General features: G+C 59.9%; 13 protein-coding genes and 2 pseudogenes. All 15 read right to left on the bottom strand.

Features of this window, described 5'->3' with window-relative positions; genetic code table 11:
- Positions 1-568 precede the first annotated feature (568 nt).
- The 15 genes and pseudogenes from ald to GPL20_RS11160 all read right to left on the bottom strand — a co-directional run bounded on the left by ald (position 569) and on the right by GPL20_RS11160 (position 17,196).
- Entirely contained in the window at positions 569-1,681 is a 1,113-nt protein-coding gene (ald, locus tag GPL20_RS11230; RefSeq protein ID WP_157329597.1) for an alanine dehydrogenase, read from the bottom strand.
- Between the two features lie 397 nt (positions 1,682-2,078).
- A complete protein-coding gene (gene hypE, locus GPL20_RS11225) occupies positions 2,079-3,125 on the bottom strand; it encodes a hydrogenase expression/formation protein HypE (RefSeq protein WP_157329596.1) in 1,047 nt (348 codons plus the stop codon).
- Positions 3,122-4,264 (bottom strand): hydrogenase formation protein HypD, encoded by a 1,143-nt coding sequence (gene hypD, locus GPL20_RS11220; protein ID WP_157329595.1) that lies wholly within the window; start codon positions 4,262-4,264, stop codon positions 3,122-3,124. The genes hypE and hypD overlap by 4 nt, the downstream gene beginning before the upstream one ends.
- Positions 4,261-4,446: a HypC/HybG/HupF family hydrogenase formation chaperone gene (locus GPL20_RS11215; RefSeq protein WP_309143192.1), complete on the bottom strand. Its 186-nt coding sequence runs from the start codon at positions 4,444-4,446 to the stop codon at positions 4,261-4,263. The genes hypD and GPL20_RS11215 overlap by 4 nt, the downstream gene beginning before the upstream one ends.
- Positions 4,447-4,495: 49 nt before the next feature.
- The gene (gene hypF / locus GPL20_RS11210) at positions 4,496-6,751 is read right to left on the bottom strand and encodes a carbamoyltransferase HypF (RefSeq protein ID WP_157329593.1); all 2,256 of its coding nucleotides are present in this window, start codon (positions 6,749-6,751) and stop codon (positions 4,496-4,498) included.
- The gene (hypB, locus tag GPL20_RS11205; protein ID WP_167532981.1) at positions 6,748-7,707 is read right to left on the bottom strand and encodes a hydrogenase nickel incorporation protein HypB; all 960 of its coding nucleotides are present in this window, start codon (positions 7,705-7,707) and stop codon (positions 6,748-6,750) included. The genes hypF and hypB overlap by 4 nt, the downstream gene beginning before the upstream one ends.
- Positions 7,707-8,048: a hydrogenase maturation nickel metallochaperone HypA gene (hypA, locus tag GPL20_RS11200; protein ID WP_157329592.1), complete on the bottom strand. Its 342-nt coding sequence runs from the start codon at positions 8,046-8,048 to the stop codon at positions 7,707-7,709. Before hypA ends, hypB begins: the two co-directional genes overlap by 1 nt.
- Complete coding sequence (locus tag GPL20_RS11195; protein WP_157329591.1) at positions 8,041-9,135, bottom strand: nickel-dependent hydrogenase large subunit; 1,095 nt, start codon at positions 9,133-9,135, stop codon at positions 8,041-8,043. The genes hypA and GPL20_RS11195 overlap by 8 nt, the downstream gene beginning before the upstream one ends.
- Before the next feature lie 100 nt (positions 9,136-9,235).
- Positions 9,236-10,099 (bottom strand): hydrogenase expression/formation protein, encoded by an 864-nt coding sequence (locus GPL20_RS11190; RefSeq protein ID WP_167532980.1) that lies wholly within the window; start codon positions 10,097-10,099, stop codon positions 9,236-9,238.
- A 539-nt stretch (positions 10,100-10,638) separates the two neighbouring features.
- Positions 10,639-10,929, bottom strand: a complete 291-nt coding sequence (locus tag GPL20_RS11185; protein ID WP_157329590.1) for a HypC/HybG/HupF family hydrogenase formation chaperone — start codon at positions 10,927-10,929, stop codon at positions 10,639-10,641.
- Between the two features lie 16 nt (positions 10,930-10,945).
- A complete protein-coding gene (locus GPL20_RS11180) occupies positions 10,946-11,530 on the bottom strand; it encodes a HyaD/HybD family hydrogenase maturation endopeptidase (protein WP_100233593.1) in 585 nt (194 codons plus the stop codon).
- 19 nt (positions 11,531-11,549) lie between these two features.
- Positions 11,550-12,262 (bottom strand): annotated as a pseudogene (cybH, locus tag GPL20_RS11175) (Ni/Fe-hydrogenase, b-type cytochrome subunit); the annotation flags it as partial.
- Positions 12,252-14,042, bottom strand: a complete 1,791-nt coding sequence (locus tag GPL20_RS11170; protein ID WP_254124905.1) for a nickel-dependent hydrogenase large subunit — start codon at positions 14,040-14,042, stop codon at positions 12,252-12,254. The pseudogene cybH and the gene GPL20_RS11170, both read right to left, overlap by 11 nt.
- Positions 14,043-14,055: 13 nt before the next feature.
- A complete protein-coding gene (locus tag GPL20_RS11165) occupies positions 14,056-15,156 on the bottom strand; it encodes a hydrogenase small subunit (protein ID WP_157329712.1) in 1,101 nt (366 codons plus the stop codon).
- 781 nt (positions 15,157-15,937) lie between these two features.
- A pseudogene (locus GPL20_RS11160) lies at positions 15,938-17,196 on the bottom strand (serine hydrolase domain-containing protein).
- Between the last annotated feature and the right edge of the window lie 31 nt (positions 17,197-17,227).

The following is a 17,227-nucleotide window of genomic DNA, read 5'->3' as shown; positions in this document are numbered from 1 at the left end:
GGTCGCTCTCACGGCAGTCAGCGATCAGGTGAACCGCGTTCGCCAGCCTCGGGAACGATCTGCGATCCTTTCTAAGGCCGCTGTGCCGCAGCGATGATGGATGCGCCGCGCGACTTCAAAAAAGAGCTTCTCCGCCGGTGTGTCAGGTCGACCCCGAGCCGCATCTTGATGGTTTCACTCACCGGGCAGCGGCGACTCCGGCGACAGCACCACGGTAACCTGTGCAGTCATCACCGGCCCAGTTGGCCTCTCCCCAGACAATCAGAAACGCGGCGATCGGACCAGACAAAGTAGGTTCGGTGATCGCGGGCCCCGCAGCGGACCGCAGGACGCATTCTCAATTGCCTTGGATTACCTGGCAAAACCTGCATTCATATGCGCTGTATGGACCGAAAGTACATTGCCTGGCGTCGTGCGGGGACGAAGCCAGGCGTCCGTCTGGTGATCCTCCGCTTCGCTACAAGTTCGAACGCATGCCGGCGCCGGTCAGCAGATCGATGGAGCCGAAAAAAAGCCACCCCGAAGGGTGGCCTAAGTCAGGGAGGAAACGCCCATAGGGCCTCTGGGATCAGGCCGCAGCCTGATCGATCGGTGAGAAGGGGAGCCCGAGGCTTTCGGCCACCGCTTCGTAAGTTAGCCGGCCCCGATGGACGTTGAGGCCTGCGCGCAAATGCGGATTTTCGAGGACGGCGGAAAAGCCCTTGTTGGCCAGAGCCAAACCAAACGGCAGCGTCGCGTTGTTCAAGGCCTGGCTCGAGGTCAGCGGCACGGCACCGGGCATATTGGCCACGCAATAATGAATGATGCCATCCACCTCGTAAGTAGGATCAGCGTGCGTGGTTGGGTGCGATGTCTCAAAGCAGCCGCCCTGATCGATAGCGACGTCCACGAGCACCGCCCTCTTGCGCATCGAGCTCAGCATGCTCCGGCGGACCAGCTTCGGCGCGCTCGCACCTGGAACGAGCACCGCACCAATCACCACATCCGCCGCAAATACCTCTTCCTCCACAGAGTCGATAGTCGAAAATCTGGTGCGAGCGCGTCCTTCGAATAGCTCGTCCAACTCGCGGAGCCGGAGTATCGAACGGTCGATGATGGTCACCTCTGCGCCCAGACCAACCGCCATGCGTGCCGCGTGTGTACCAACGACGCCACCTCCGATCACCACGATTCGGGCAGGCTGAACACCGGGCACCCCACCGATCAACAGCCCTCGTCCTCCTGCACTCCGCTTCAGGGCGCTGCCCGCCGCTTCGATCGCAAGCCTACCCGCGACCTCGCTCATGGGCGCCAGCAGCGGAAGACCACCATGCGGATCAGTTACGGTCTCGTAGGCGATCGCAGTGCATCCAGATTTCAGGAGGCCCTTGGCCTGATCCGGGTCGGGGGCCAGATGCAGATAAGTGAACAGAATCTGATTTTCCCGCAGCTGACACCACTCGGACGGCTGAGGTTCCTTAACCTTTACGATCATCTCGCTCGATGCGAATACCTCAGCGGCGGAAGGTAGAATCGTTCCGCCAACAATGCGATAATCGTCATCGGTTGCACCAATGCCAGCGCCGGCATTGGTCTCGATCATCACGCGGTGGCCCGCTGCCACGTATTCGCGGACAGCTCCCGGGGTAAGGCCCACGCGATATTCGTGCGCCTTGATTTCCTTGGGGACTCCGACCTTCATTTGAAAACTCCCTGCCTAGAGAGCCTTTCTAATCGGAAGCACGCAGCGATATTGCGACGCAGCCGTCAAAACGGCGCAGAAATTCAACGATATTTGACAAGCTTCGCAGGATTTCAAACCCACGGGTACCGAGCGGATCGTGTGACCATGCTCGCTGAGCTTAGCCATCGAAACTGCGCGATGGCGATAAATCGTTTCGAATTGCGTTCTCGGCTCGTGGAAAAGCTAACAACCGATATTCAGCACGCCTAAAGAGCGAAGTCGCAGTCTGCCGGTTGGACAGATTGCCCATCTAAGAGATCGTTTCAGAGCTAATGAGTAATGGGGGGTGATGGGTGATGGCTCACGACCATTGATCATAAACTTGGTTTGCAAAAGCTGGACGATGCGCGGCGTGTTAACAGATCCGGGGCAATTGTTCGCCCCACAACCAGTCGACGATTCGTCGACCGCCGAAGCTGGTCGCCATCTGAACGAATTTCCGATTGTCAGCCACCGCTTCGCCAATATCAGCTGCGTCGGACCCGAGCGGGTGCGCCTTCATGGCTGCAAGCACGGCATCGGCGAAATCAGGCGCGACGATCGCAACGAGCTTGCCTTCGTTGGCGACATGGATAGGATCGAGTCCAAGGAGTTCGCAGGTAGCCGCAACCGCCGGCTTCACCGGAATGGATGCTTCCTGCAGACGGAACCCGAGTTCGGATTGATGCGCAATCTCGTTGAGGGTTGCGGCAAGCCCACCGCGCGTGGGGTCGCGCATTACCCGGATGCCGCTACCGCCGGCGGCAACCATGACCGCTACGAGCTTATGCAACGCCGCGGAATCCGAGACGACCTCGGTTTGAAAAGCGACATTCTCGCGTTTTGACATGACCGCCACTCCATGATCGCCGAGGCTACCGGAGACCAGCACACGGTCCCCGACCATTGCCTTGTCGGCGGAGAGATCGAGCCCATCGGCCACAATCCCGATCCCGGTCGTAGAGATGAACAAACCATCCGCCTTGCCGCGCTCGACGACCTTGGTGTCTCCGGCAATGATGTAAACGCCGGCACTGCGCGCTGCCGCGCCCATGGAATCCGCGATCGCCTTCAGATCAGAAAACGGGAGGCCCTCCTCGATGATAAAACTGGCCGACAGATAGAGGGGACGAGCGCCGGACATCGCGACATCATTGATCGTGCCGTGCACAGCCAGTGACCCGATATTGCCGCCCGGAAAGAACAGCGGCGAGACCACATAGCCGTCGGTCGTCATCACCATCCTGCCTGCCGCAACGTCAAACGCCGACTGATCATTGCAGCGGGCGAGCCATTCATTACCAAAGGCTTGGTGGAAAAGGCCGGAGATCAGCTGTGCCATGGCCCGGCCCCCGGATCCGTGGGAAAGATCAACTCGTCCGTTCTCGAGGTCGAGCTTGCGTTGATAGCCCTTTACGCTCATGACGTCCGCCTCAACTGTTCATCGCGAACTCGGCCATAGGTCCAATACGCCGCACAAGCGCCTTCCGATGATACCATGCAGGACCCTATGGGAGTTTCCGGCGTGCAGACGGTTCCAAACAGCTTACACTCGACCGGCCGCTTGGCGCCACGCAGGATCGCGCAGCACTCGCACGCCGGATTGTCTGCGACACGCAGGTCGTGGATCGCAAAACGCGCCTCCGCGTCGAATTGCGCGTAAGCCGGTTTCAGCTTCATTCCGCTGTTGGGTACGAGTCCGAGCCCACGCCATTCAAACTGCTCGCGCAGTTCGAATATCTGCGATACCTCGTCCTTGGCGCGCCGATTTCCTTCACGTGTCACCGCACGACTGTATTGGTTCTCCACCTGGTAGCGATCTTCGTTCACCTGCCGCACCAGCATCAGAATCGCCTGCATCACATCGAGCGGTTCAAATCCCGCGATCACGATCGGCTTGCCAAATTGTTCCGCCAGGGGCTCGTAAGGCTGCGTACCGATAATGGTGCTGACATGTGCAGGCCCGATGAAGCCGTCAATTGGAACCCCGCCGGTGTCGCGGATTTTGGGGTTCTCGAGAATGCTGTGCATCGCAGAGGGTGTAAGCACGTGGTTGCAGAACACGCTGAGGCCCTTCAGCCGCTTCTTCTCGGCAATTCGGATCATCACCGCCGTCGGGGGCGTCGTGGTCTCAAATCCGATGGCAAAGAAGACCACCTCGCGGCTCGGTGCCTGTTCGGCGAGCCGGATAGCGTCGAGCGTCGAGTAGACCATCCGAATGTCGGCGCCGAGCGCTTTAGCTCGCAACAGGGACTGTCCTTGCGACCCAGGCGCGCGCATCAGGTCGCCGTAGACGCACAGAGTGACCTCTGGTCGGTCGACAAGCCGGATCGCCATATCGATTCGACTGGCGGGCAGAACGCAGACCGGACAACCGGGCCCGTGGATCATGCGGACGTTCGCGGGCAGCAGATCCTCCAGGCCATATCGGGAGATCGCATGAGTGTGCCCGCCGCAGAATTCCATGAACCGATAGGCTCTTTGCGAACTAACCTCGGCGCCAATCGCATGCGCAATTCCCTGCGCGATGGCCTTGTCGCGAAATTCGTCGGCATATTTCATGATCCGCGTTCCCCTGCGCTGCCTAGCTCCTGCAGCAGCTCCAGCGTGCGCTCGGCTTCCGTCGGATCGATCTTGGCCAGCGCATAGCCAACATGGACAAGGACGCAATCGCCGACCTCGAGCTCGTCGACGAGAGCAATCGATATCTCCAGGCTGATGCCATCGATGGACACTATGGCCATGTCGTTGGGAAGAATCTTCGCAATCTTTGCCGGAACCGAAAGACACATCTCAGGCTGATCCTCCCCTGACGGACGACTGTTGAGATATCTGCAGAGCAGCAATCCAGGCCTGGCCAAGGCTCAAACCGCCATCATTGGGCGGCACCCGCCGTGGCACGAGCGGGGTAAGGCCGGCCGCGCTGCAACCGCGCGGGATTTCATCCGCCAGCGCCGCGTTCAGAAAGCAGCCGCCGCTCAGAACGACGGTATTAACGCCCGTTGTCCGCGAAGACCGCGTGACCCAGTCAACGCAGGCAGCGGCGAAGGTGCCATGAAACAGCCCGGCTCCGCCCACCGGGTCAATGTCATCTGCAATCAACCGCGCAAACAGCGGGCGAAGCGACAGCACGCCGCCATCGATCGTCCAGCCGGCTTCGAGAATCGCAGTCCGCCGCACAAGCGCCTCGAGCTTCATCGCCACTTCGCCCTCATAGCTCTGCAAACTCGCAATCCCCAGCAGCGCCGCTGCGGCGTCGAACAACCGGCCCGCACTGGTCGTGGTGGCCCCGCCCGGCTGTTCGAGCAAGGCCGACACACATCCAGCCTGCCGTTGCGACGCAAAGCGCGGCCCGATTTCGTTATCCCGGCCGAGCGCGTGTAATACTGCGCTGGCCATGCGCCACGGCTCGCGGGCTGCACGATCTCCACCAGGCATTTGCAGGGGCGCTAAGTGCCCGATGCGTCGGCACCCCGTCCCTTCGCACAACAATAGCTCGCCACCCCAGTTTCCTCCCCCGGAGCCAAGGCCATGGCCATCGAGCACCAGGGCAAGCGCAGGTCCCGCATGGCCATGCTCGGCAATCACTGCGGCGGCGTGTGCGTGGTGATGCTGGACAGCGACCAGCGCGCGGCCATTTGCTTCCGCAAACCGGGTAGAAGCCATATCAGGATGCAGATCATGGGCGATGGCGACAGGCTCTACATCAAGGCTCGATGTAAGGTGTCGGATCGTCTCCTCGAACGCGCGGATGCCTTCGGCCGTATCCAGATCGCCAATATGCTGGGAGACGAACGCTTCGTTGTCCCGCGTGATGGTGACGGTCGATTTCAGTGCGCCGCCGACGGCGAGCACGGACGGCACCGACTTCGCAAGCCTGATCGGTTCGGGAACATAGCCGCGGGCACGACGAATGAATTGCGGCCGGCCAGCCACCACCGACACCACGGAATCATCAGCATGCGTCACTATATCGCGATCATGGGTCACGATAAGATCGGAGATCCTCTCGAGCCGCCGCAGCGCCTGCGCGTTGTCGATCAGGAGCGGTTCGCCGCAAAGATTGGCACTGGTGGCGACGATGACCGGGCCGCTGCCCGCATATGCTTCTGCCGAGCGAAGCGCATGAAGGATGAGGTGATGCAGCGGCGCTACAGGCAGCATGACACCCACTCGCGATAAGCCAGGAGCTATGGCGGGCGCCAAATTGTTGCGCGAAGGAAGAAGGACGATGGGACGTGCTACGGATTCGAGCAGCGCAAGCTCGGACGCGTTAGCCTCCGCGATCGCGCTGACGCGCTCTATGGAATCTACCATAACCGCGAACGGCTTCTGAAGGCGCTGCTTTCTCCTGCGCAAACGCTGCACGGCGTCCTGGTTACGCGCATCGCAAAGAAGCTGGTATCCCCCCAGCCCCTTTATCGCCACTATTTGCCCCCCCGCGATAGCCGCGACAATGGCGCTGATCCCATGGCTGAGCCGAGGCCCGCATGTCGGACACGCGATCGCCTCCGCATGAAACCTGCGGCTCGCCGGATCGGCATATTCGGCCGCGCAGGCGGCGCACAGCTTAAAAGCACCCATCACGGTGTTGCGGCGGTCGTACGGAAGTCGTTCGGCGATGGTGTAGCGTGGGCCGCAATGGCAGCAACTGATGAAGGGGTAATGGTAGTGCCGATTTTTTGGATCGAACAGCTCGCTGAGGCATTGCCGGCAGACAGCAGCATCAGCAACGATCTGCGTTGACAATTTGCCGCCTTCGCTCGTGCCGATCAAAAAGCCTTTCGCCCCGAGCCCCGCAGTTTCCCGAACGCAGATGTGGTCGATGCGTGCCAATGGAGGCGCCTCGAGCGGCAACGTGGCGACAAACTCCGACGTGCGGTGGCCCTCGACTTCGATCGTAACGCCCTCCGGGCCATTGATGACAAACCCCGCCAATCCGTAGCGCGTGGCGAGTCCATAGACGTAAGGACGAAAGCCAACCCCTTGCACGGCCCCACTCACGCGCACGCGCAGCCGCGTTCGGTCGCAGGTGGTTGGGGCTGTCATCGCCTTGTGTCCTCTAGGGCGCGCCTCTGCTGCCCCGACTGTCTATCGATCCAGGCGTACAGCGCGCCAAAACCCTCGCCCGTACGCGCCGACACTACAAGCACGTCAATCTTGGGATTGACTCGTCTGGCGTATTCGATCGCCCTTCCCAAATCGAAATCAAGCAGCGGGGCCAGATCAATCTTGTTAATCACCATGAGCGAAGAAGCGGCAAACATATCAGGATATTTGAGCGGCTTGTCTTCACCTTCGGTAATCGACAGCACTACAATCTTGCAAGCCTCGCCAAGGTCGAAGGCTGCGGGACAGATCAGATTACCGACGTTCTCGATGAAGAGAATACCCCCCGTGAGCAGCGGCAAGCGACGATAAGCCTCGCCAATCATCGCAGCGTCGAGATGGCAACCCTTGCCGGTGTTGACTTGAATGGCTGGCACGCCGGCGGCCCGAATGCGTTCGGCATCGTTCGAGGTTTGCTGGTCGCCTTCGATGACCCCGACCGGCCGGCTACGCTTGAGCTCAGACACCCCGCGGACTAGCAGCGTCGTTTTACCTGCACCGGGACTGGACAAAAGATTAAGTACAAGCAGGTCCTCGGCGACAAAGAGCGCGCGGTTGTCCGCCGCAATCCCATTATTCTTGCCAAGAATATCGCGCCCGATCTGAATGACCCGCTCTCTGCTCATGCCCGCGACCTTCGAGCCAGCCGGGCCAGCGCCGCCACTCAGAAGCGCCTGCCCACCATGAGCCTGGTGATTGGCAGAGGGACGATGGCGACTATGACTATCGCCTGCATGGTTTGAACGCTGCGGGCCTTGGTCGCCATGCGGATAGGCACGATGGCGATCGCACTCGTCCAGCACGTGGGCATCGTATCGCTGACAGCTCTCCTCATCATGCGCCTTGGCGCGTTTGGTCGATGGCGTCTCTTCGGTGCAGCCGCAAACGGTACACATCAATCGATCTCCAGCTCTTTCACGCGCATCTGTTCGCCCGCGGTTACCTGCAACTGATAGCTGCCGCAGCAAGGACAGCATTCACCGCGTCGCGCAATCTCGACGCTCTTCGAACAGCTCATGCACCAGGCAGCACCTGGCAGTTCGACGATATTAAGGACTGCACTCTCGGCAACAGTCCGCGTCGCGACGACAGCAAAGCAGAACCTGATCGCTTCCGGCGCGGCATGACTCAGCGCTCCGACCTCTAGACAGACACTCCGCACCCGCGAAAACGATCGGTGACGTACCTCCTCCTCGACGACTTGAATGATGCCAAGACAAATCGCCACTTCATGCATCGCCAACTTCGCGAAACTTGAGAGTGAACCCGACGCACGGATCCAGCGATGCAATCACCGCATCGACTGCATCCCGACGCCGTCTAGCCGTCAGCACCGCGCCCAGCAGGCTGCGGACAAGCGGTCCGCGCGGGTGGAAATTCCACTCCGTCGGCGCAAGGAATTCGAAGCGGGATATCCGGCCCTGAGGATCAAGCTCAACCGCGTGGTAGAGACGCCCCCTGGCGCATTCGACTGCGGCCGCGGCACGGCCGGGCCCTAACTTATATCTTTCGATAATCCCATGCTCTGCCGAGTCAATCTGAGCACCGGCCTTGAGCCACGCACATAACCGGAGCGCTTCAGCAATTCTGGCCCTCAGCCGCTCGGCCGCACCGGTGGGGCTCGGCGAGAGCCGATAACGCGTCATTCGGCGCGCCCATGGGCCCGTCTCGGGCACATGTCCGTCAAGATCCGGACAATAGCAAAATGTCGCGCCATCCACGAGCAGCCGTTTAATAATGTTGAGGTCGTCAGCAACGGACAGGAACGAGTGCCCCGCCGGAATTGACTTCAGGTCGATCTCATCAAGCGCTGCAATGCGAAGCGCCAATGGGCTACCGGGCCTCACCGCGTCCCCCTCATTCGACATGCCGAGAGCGTTCAGCGCAGCCACGATCCGCGCTGTTTCTTCGCATTGAGCGGAGCCCCAGGCTGGCTGGGCGCTTCCGAGAAGGGCTGACATTCTCCGCATAAGAACGCGGATTGCCGCCGCACTGGCGATGTCTTGCGCAACATGTCCGACAAACAGGCCCCGAAGCAAATCCGCGATGCGCTCGATTACGATAAGCGCAATACGATGCTGTTCTGTTGTGCGGGTGGCCACTTGGTCGCGCGCCGTCTCGATCGCGCACAGCAGTGCAGTTTGCTGCGCAGCGGCACACAACGCAAAGAGCCGCGGCAGCACCTCGAGCAGCAACGAGGCTTGTTTGCCAGCGAACAGTCGCGCCAGCGGCGGCCGGACTCGCGGCTGGATCTCGATCGCGGCGACTACGTCGGCAGCTAGCGATACGGTGACATCGATTTTGTTTAGGGCAGCGAGGCTCATGAGCACCGCTCCACCAACTTCCTGCGCGAGGTATGCCGGCGGTCGCTGCGTCCGCGCCGTCTAGAGGGTCCCACCCGACACCGAACATTCTCCAAGCTCTTCATGTGAAATACGCCTTAATGATTTCCTGCATGCGCTCGGCCGAGTCCTGGAAATCTTCGTCGGCAGCCAACGCAACAATCGGCACGCCGCCGACCTCCAGCGTATCAAGGATGATATTGTCCGTAGAACTGAAGAACTGCACCGACCAGACGTTCCTGATCCCGGTCGCATGCACTCGGCACGAGCCGTAGCCACGGAAGATGAGTTGGACCGGGCCATTGCCCACGCTTTGCTGCAGGAATGTCAGGTCGACAACGCTCATCGGCAGCAAGGTGAGATTGATGACATGCGTGCGCATCCCAAAGCGCCAGACGCGCGCCCGCTCGCGTATTTCGGCGAGCACCGGTTGCACGTTCATCGCGCCATCCGGCGCCGCGCCAATCGCAAGACCGGCGGACGTCAGGTCAGTTGCGGCGCGGCGGACAATCTGCGGGATCGCTCCGACCTCAAGATATTCGTGCGCCGGCTCGCTCCCGATGCGCACGCGCCAGATTCCCGCAAGCACGGACTCCCGGATTTGCGCGAAAGAGCCATCTGGCAGCGCAACCACGCCGGCGACCTCACCTTCTCCGAGCACTTCGCCAATCAGCTTGCGCTCGAGATCGCTGAGATTCCCGAGTCCGTACAGTTGTGTCCGAGCGCAGCTTCTCTGGCTGCCAACGGCAGCAGCGGCATTCGATAGCAGCGCCATGGCATTTGGGTAGTTCCTTGCAAGCTCGTCGCCCTTGCGCCAAGCGCGCTTGGCGAGCGCACTCGCGCTCGTCAACCCGCTATAGAATACATCGAGACTTCGAGAGCCCGTAGCGAGGTCACTCGCCGTCCCGTCGGCGTCGGCGGATACAACGCGGATCGCCGTTTTCATGATGCGATGTTCCGTTGGCTGCATCGAGAGGCAATGCACTTGCCGACACAAGCGTTGCCGGCGTGTGGCCGAACCATCGGTACCGGGACGCGGCCGAGCCACCCAACCAGTTCGCCACCAACGCCGCGCGCAGGCACTGCACCTTGCAGGCGCCGCCGAAACGCCTTGACCATCTTAGGAAGTAGGAGTGCGACGTGGATGATCCGGAGCAAATATAGGGGATCGACCGCCGGCAGCTGCATCACGGCCGTCCTCACGGGAGCGTGCACGACCAGGCGTGCATCGACGCTGACGCCCTCCACGTCGTACCAAGCGGGCCGCGCAAGACCATGTTCCGACGGCTGCAATTTCATCACACGCCCTCCTGAAAATGTTCGGTTCTGCTAGCAGGGTATTAGCAAGGCGTATGCCAATCACGGTCTGGCCGCGACCCGCGATCGAAGCAACGGCTCGAAACCTGACATTTTCGATGCAAGGTTACGTGCGACGGGATGCGATTCGTGAGCAAGCCTGGTCGGCGCAACCGGCGAGGGGAACTGCTAGCGTAGGTGCTCCGGCAATTGCGGCTCATGACCGATCAAGTCGGCAAAGAAGCGATCGCAGTCCTGGCCATTGAGGCTGGCCTCAAGCCCGTGAAGTGCTTCCGAGATCAGCCTCGCTTCATTTTCGGTCAAAAGCCGCACCGCGCTGTCGATATGAACGAGCACCTTGGCGCCGGCCGAGGCGTCGGAGAGCAGCAAGATCGAGACGCGCCGCCGTTCATTGCCATACTCGCACAGCGCCGTGATGCCGTCGGTGTCGACAATCGTCATTGGCAAGCCAAGGCACATGGTCAGTCTCGGGCCGCTAGATCGGCCGCGCCCCGATCTCATAGTTTGCATGGTCGATATTGTTCGCCAACAGCCGTTCTGATGCAGGCAGCGGCGCGGTCCGCGGCTTTGCCGGCGAGTCCCACTGCGCCAGGAGTTTGCAAGCCAGTTCAATCGCAGGCGCAATCTGAAGGCGTACCGGGGTGGTCAGTGGACCGCCCCAGTGCTCCAGGTCTAGCGGCTGACAGCCGATGAGAGCGAGCTCTCGCGGGCGGCGGCCAAGCAGGTCGGCCGCACTCAAGACCTCCTGAAAGCCGGTCTGATGCAGGCTCACCTTCTTGGCGGCGGTAAATTTTGGCACTTCGTCATCTCGCACAAGCTTCAACTGCCCGGGCAGCAATCCATAATCGATGGCATCGAACACGATCAGGCAATCGGATTGCTCAAGAAAACTGACGAGGTAGAGCCCCTGTGTGCCGCCATCGAGGACGGTTACGTTGTCATCGGTGGCGTAGCGGCGATGAAACTCCTCGACCACCCGCACGCCGAATCCCTCGTCGGCCCACAGGATATTGCCGATGCCGAGCACCAGGATCCTTTTCTTGTCTTTCGGATTCAGCATCTGCTTCCCAGTCAATCGCGAAACCGCGCTCACCCGATATCAAAGAGATGCTCCGGCGCGCCATGAGTCTTCCCGGACCACCGCGTAGATATGGACCAGCGCAAAGGTCACGATCACCCACAGGCCGAGATGATGCCAGGTATGGACGTCCTGACTGTTCGGCCAAATTGAAAATACCCAGCCGAACAGCTTGTACTGCCAGCTGTCAGTATCGGCACCTTGCCCATAAAGTGCAAAGCCTGTGACGACCATGAACGTGATCGTCTGCGTAAACATGAAGAACATCGCGAGCTGAGCAAGACGGTTGCGCCCGACGGGCCTCTCGGGCTCAACTGTAAGGAACGCATACCAGCGAATCTCGTGGTACACCTCTCGCCATAAGCACTTGCGCCAGAGCGGCACCCAAAAGATCTGCATGGCATGCGCGTTTCCGATTAAAGCCCAGTAGATCCGCAGAAGAAAGCCGATACTGAGCACATATCCCGCCGAGAAATGAGCAAAGCGGATATAGCCGAACACGAAATTGCCGCTTGCCTCTCCCGACATCGCCGGTGTCCCGGTTCCAATGACATAGCCGGTTAAACTCAGCATCAGTATGGCCGCCGCATTAACCCAATGCCACAGTCGCACCGGCGCGTAACTGATGGCAATGCCGATGCTCCATTCAGTGGGTTTCGCATCGACGGCGGCAAAGAGCTTCCGAGCTCTGTCCCGAATGTCGTTACCGAACATTGATTGAGGCCACTTCCTGGCCGTCAGGACTCATCACGTGGGTCGAGCAAGCCAAGCACGGATCAAAGGAATGGATCGTGCGCAAGATCTCCAGAGGCCGCTGCGGATCGACCATCGGCGTACCGATCAGAGAGGCTTCGAAAGCGCCAATATTGCCCTTGGGATCGCGAGGAGATCCGTTCCACGTCGTCGGCACGACACATTGATAATTGTCGATCTTGGCGCCCTTGATCTTGATCCAGTGCCCAAGCGCACCGCGCGGGGCCTCACTGAACCCGTAGCCCTTGGCCTCCTTGTGCCAGCTTTCCGGCTTCCACCTGCTCACATCGGCAGTTGCCGTATTGCCTGCCTTGATGTGGATTACCAGCTTATCCTGGAAATAACGCATCTGATGCGCCGCCCACTGGCATTCGAGCGCCCGCGCCGCAGTACGGCCAAGCGTCGAGAACAGCGCAGTCAGGGGAAGATTGAGCCCCTTGAGCAGTCTCTCGGCCGGCTCCTTGAACTCGGCTTTGCCTTGCGCATAACCGATGATGTATCGCGCCAACGGCCCGACCTCCATGGCGTGGCCGCGCCAGCGCGGCGCTTTGATCCAGGAATACTTGCCGCCTTCGTCGAGTTCCTTAATATCTGTCTTGCTGCCTTTGAGTTTTGGCCCAAGTTCAAAATGCGGCTCGGTGATACCGTCCCAGGGATGCAGCCCGCAGCAATCGCTGGGGTATTTGTACCATGAATGCGCGACGAATTCCTGGATCTGCTCGGGATCACCATGGTCGATCGGCAGTATCTCCTTGAGATTGCCACCAAGAATGACCCCGCGCGGGAGCTTGAAACTTTTGGCGGAACAGTCATTTGCGTTTTCGGGGATGTCGCCATAGGACATCACACTCTTGCTTGAAAGTCCGCCGCCATGGAGCCAGTCCTTGTAGAACGAGCAGATCGCGGCAATGTCGGGCAGGTAGACCTGCTCGACGAACTCGATCGAGCGCGAGATGATCGAGGCCACGATGTTCAGTCGCTCCATATTGATCGCACCCACCGCACCGGGTCCGTCGATGTTGATCGCGCAGGGCACGCCGCCGACCAGCCAGTTCGGATGCGGGTTCTTACCACCATAGATAGCTTGGATCTTGACGATCTCCTTCTGGAAGTCCAGCGCTTCCAGATAATGCGCTACAGCCATCAGGTTCGCTTCCGGTGGCAGCTTGTAGGCCGGATGCCCCCAATAGCCATTCTTGAACGGACCGAGTTGCCCTGATCCGAAGAATTTGGTGAGCCGGATCTGCAAATCCTTAAAGTAGCCAGGGGACGACAGCGGCCAGGGCGAGATAGACTGCGCGAGCGCCGAGGTCGACTTGGGATCGGCCTTGAGCGCGGAGACCACGTCGACCCAATCCAGCGCGTGCAGGTGATAGAAATGTACGAGGTGATCATGCACGAGCAGGCACAGCTGCATGATGTTGCGGATCGAATTGGCATTCTCCGGAATCGCAATTCCTAGTGCATTTTCAACCGCGCGCACGGAGGTGAGCGCATGGGTGCCGGTGCAGACCCCGCAAATCCGCTCGGTGAACGCCCAGGCGTCGCGAGGATCGCGCCCGCGCAGGATGACTTCGATGCCACGCCACATCGTCCCGCTTGAGACCGCATTGCGGATCACATTGTCGGAATCGAGATTGGCTTCGACACGCAGGTGGCCTTCGATCCGCGTCAGCGGATCGATGACGATTCGCCTGCCTGAACGATCAAGATTGAACCCATTCGGTGTCTGGACGGCCACCGTCGCCCCCTCCTCAACTCGGTTTGCTTTTGTGGGCTGCGCGATCCGGCTTGTGGGTCAACCGCTTCACGGCGGTGACCGCTGCATGGGCAGCGACGGTTAGCCCAACTACGCCGGCAGCGGCCAGGCCGATCTGGTCGGCGTTCTCCTCGATCCCGAACTGCTTGATGGTTGTGAGTCGGTCGTAAAATGACCCCTTATCCCAGAAGCCGTCTTCGGAGCAGCCAAAGCAGCCGTGGCCGGATTGAATCGGAAATGAAACGCCGCCGTTCCACCGAAGGGCCGAACAGGCATTGTAGGTGGTTGGTCCCTTGCAGCCCATCTTGTACAGGCAATAACCCTTGCGTGCATACTTATCGTCCCACTCCTCGACGAATTGGCCAGCGTCGAAATGGGAACGCCGATAGCACTTGTCGTGAATGCGCTCGGAATAGAACATACTTGGGCGCCCTTGGCGATCGAGCTCCGGAAGCTTTCCGAACGTGGTGATGAAAGTCACGAGGCCACTCATGACCTCTGCGATAGGCGGGCACCCGGGCACTTTGATGATCGGCTTGTTGGTGATCACCTTATCGATCGGGGCCGCGCCAGTTGGATTGGGCTTGGCCGCTTGCACGCATCCCCAAGACGCACACGTGCCCCAAGCGATGATCGCCATGGACTCTTCCGCCATGGACCTGAGCTTTTCAACGAACGGCTTGCCGCCGTCAATGCAGAACATGCCACCCTCGTTCAGCGGTGGATTGCCTTCGACGGCGAGCACATACCTGCCTCTGTACTTGGCACGAGTTTCCTCCAAGATGGCTTCGGCCTGGTGTCCCGCCGCCGCCATGATCGTATCGTCATAGTCGAGTGAAATCATCGACAGCAGCGCGTCCTTGATCAAGGGATGGGCCGAGCGGATAAAGCTTTCCGAGCAGCAGGTACACTCGAGCCCGTGCAGCCAAATAACCGGCAAACGCGGTTTGGTCTCCAGGGCGTTGGCAATACTGCTTGCGGCGAGCGGACCAAGTCCCAAGCTCGCGGCAGTCAAACTGCAGAATTTGTGGAAACTACGGCGCGTCATACCCTGACGTCTGATCACGCTGTAGAACGTTTCCGTTGCGCCACCCATCAGGCGTTCCATGTGAGTTGTCGTCGGCCATAGCGAATTACTGACGTTCAGCAAGAACCAAGCCACCGAAGCGAAACATTTGACAGATACCATGTCACCGCTTCGAGATCTGCGGACTGTCGAAAGCAGCCAGCGAACCACAAGCTGCGCGATTGGTGTGTCATGCCAATGGTGTCCGGTTTTGGACGTCCATGTGAGCACTTCAACAGAGCAGCACGATGGTTCACTACTGCACGGCGACTACGTCTTGCTCGCGTTTGCACGACCGCGACACTCACGCGTCGCGCCGGTCGTTCAATGGAATTGGTGCAGTTGACGGGCACTGGACTGCCCTCCAGTCTTAGTCAGACTTGACGATTGCTGGCCAATGGGGCGTTAATCCGCTCATAGTCGCAACCGCGCAAGCAGTCTGTACCAAAGCGCCTGTCGAGCGACGAAGGCGAGCCGCGGTGCGCACACCGCCGTCGCTTTTTAGGTCTGATCGATCCAATATGCCTTTGATTCAAGTGCCGCGCCGCACGTCATCGCTGCAGGATGTAAGCGAGAGCCTGGAGAGCTATCACGAGCGCTCGTCGCGCGAGCCGATCGATAGCAATTCGCCATCGTCTTGGCGCATCGCTTCTTCTCGATAGCGGAGGCAATCTCGTTCTTGAAGCACTGGCGCGACCCGCGCCAAACGCGGATATCAGGTAACGGCGCCGACTTCAGTCGACATCGATGCGTAGCAGCACGTCTGCCGACCACCCAAAACGGTTGGCCGAGCCTTTCGGCCAGAAGCGGATTATCGGATTATTGCAGCATAGACGATATATTGGACTTGTTCGCGGTAATACTTCCGGATTTCTCCGGGTGCTGCCGTTCCGACCACCACGACGAGACGCTCCTTTGGGTCGCAGAAAAATTGTGTGCCGTAGGCGCCAGTCCAAGTGAACTCACCTGGATTACCCGGAACCGCCGAGAGACCCTCGTTTATACGTACAGCTACTCCGAGCCCGAAGCCGAAACCGGCACGGTGCGCCTCCACATTGGCGACCTTATTTTTGATCTCTGCCCCGAGGTGGTCGGAAATCATGTGGCGCACCGTCTTCGGACCGAGAATGCGCTGCCCATCGAGCTCCCCGCCGTTGAGCAGCATTTGTCCAAAGCGCACGTAGTCACCGACTGTCGCAAATGCGCAAGCTCCCCCGCAGTCAAACTTCGTCGAACTTTCGAGGAGCTCGATGTCTTGTGGCTTTCCCGTAAGCGGGTCGGCTGGAAATGGACGTGCGAGGCGTTCGCGTTGCGATTCAGACAAATGGAAAGTGGCATCCTGCATCTCGATGGGCTTCCACAGATTGCTGGCAAGATAGTCGCCCAATCGCTGTTCGCTGACCTGTTCCACGACAGCTCCCAGCACATCGGTCGAGAAGCCGTACTCGAATTCCGTACCCGGTTGGTGCACCAGCGGCAGCTTGGTAATGGTTTCGATGAACGCCTGCTTATCGCCCCTTAGTGGCGGAGCGGCGAAATCGGGATAGAGCCGCGCCACTTGGTCTGAGCTGTCAGGGGGCACAAGGTGAGCCCGGATGTGTGGCGATAGAGATCGTGGATGTAGATCGGAGAACTCTGCGTTTGAAATTCCAATGAGCCGTCATGCTGTGGCACTCCCACCTTCATGTTTGCGAATTCCGGGTAATAATCCGTAAGCCTGGCCCGTAGAGGCAGGCGACCTTGCTCCATGAGGATAAGTCCCGCAACGGCCACCATCGGCTTGGTCATAGACGCAAGCCCGAACATCGCGTCGAGCCGCATCGACGTTCCTTTTGCAGGATCGAGTTGCCCATACGCCTTGTAGTGAATCAGCTTGCCGTCCCTGGCGATTGCAACCACCGCACCCGGCACGCGTTTACTAGCGATTTCGCGAGCGAAGAACTCGTCGAGCTTGGCGAGGCGCTGCTGAGAAAAGCCGACCTCGTGGGCCGTCGCTTCGGGCAGAGGCGCGGGGTGCACTGAATTGAAGCCGATTCCAGCAACCGCAGCGGCCATAACAAGCTTGTTCATTGTAGCCTCGCAAAGATTGATGGATCCGGCT

It is taken from the genome of Bradyrhizobium cajani (assembly GCF_009759665.1).
GTDB lineage: Bacteria > Pseudomonadota > Alphaproteobacteria > Rhizobiales > Xanthobacteraceae > Bradyrhizobium > Bradyrhizobium cajani.
This window is presented reverse-complemented; position numbering and strand designations above follow the sequence as displayed.

Coding starts and splice junctions, on each gene's coding strand:
- ald (WP_157329597.1), bottom strand. CDS start 1,681: ATGAAGGTCGGAGTCCCCAAGGAAATCAAGGCGCACGAATATCGCGTG.
- hypE (WP_157329596.1), bottom strand. CDS start 3,125: ATGAGCGTAAAGGGCTATCAACGCAAGCTCGACCTCGAGAACGGACGA.
- hypD (WP_157329595.1), bottom strand. CDS start 4,264: ATGAAATATGCCGACGAATTTCGCGACAAGGCCATCGCGCAGGGAATT.
- GPL20_RS11215 (WP_309143192.1), bottom strand. CDS start 4,446: ATGGCCATAGTGTCCATCGATGGCATCAGCCTGGAGATATCGATTGCT.
- hypF (WP_157329593.1), bottom strand. CDS start 6,751: ATGACAGCCCCAACCACCTGCGACCGAACGCGGCTGCGCGTGCGCGTG.
- hypB (WP_167532981.1), bottom strand. CDS start 7,707: ATGTGTACCGTTTGCGGCTGCACCGAAGAGACGCCATCGACCAAACGC.
- hypA (WP_157329592.1), bottom strand. CDS start 8,048: ATGCATGAAGTGGCGATTTGTCTTGGCATCATTCAAGTCGTCGAGGAG.
- GPL20_RS11195 (WP_157329591.1), bottom strand. CDS start 9,135: ATGAGCCTCGCTGCCCTAAACAAAATCGATGTCACCGTATCGCTAGCT.
- GPL20_RS11190 (WP_167532980.1), bottom strand. CDS start 10,099: ATGAAAACGGCGATCCGCGTTGTATCCGCCGACGCCGACGGGACGGCG.
- GPL20_RS11185 (WP_157329590.1), bottom strand. CDS start 10,929: ATGTGCCTTGGCTTGCCAATGACGATTGTCGACACCGACGGCATCACG.
- GPL20_RS11180 (WP_100233593.1), bottom strand. CDS start 11,530: ATGCTGAATCCGAAAGACAAGAAAAGGATCCTGGTGCTCGGCATCGGC.
- GPL20_RS11165 (WP_157329712.1), bottom strand. CDS start 15,156: ATGGGTGGCGCAACGGAAACGTTCTACAGCGTGATCAGACGTCAGGGT.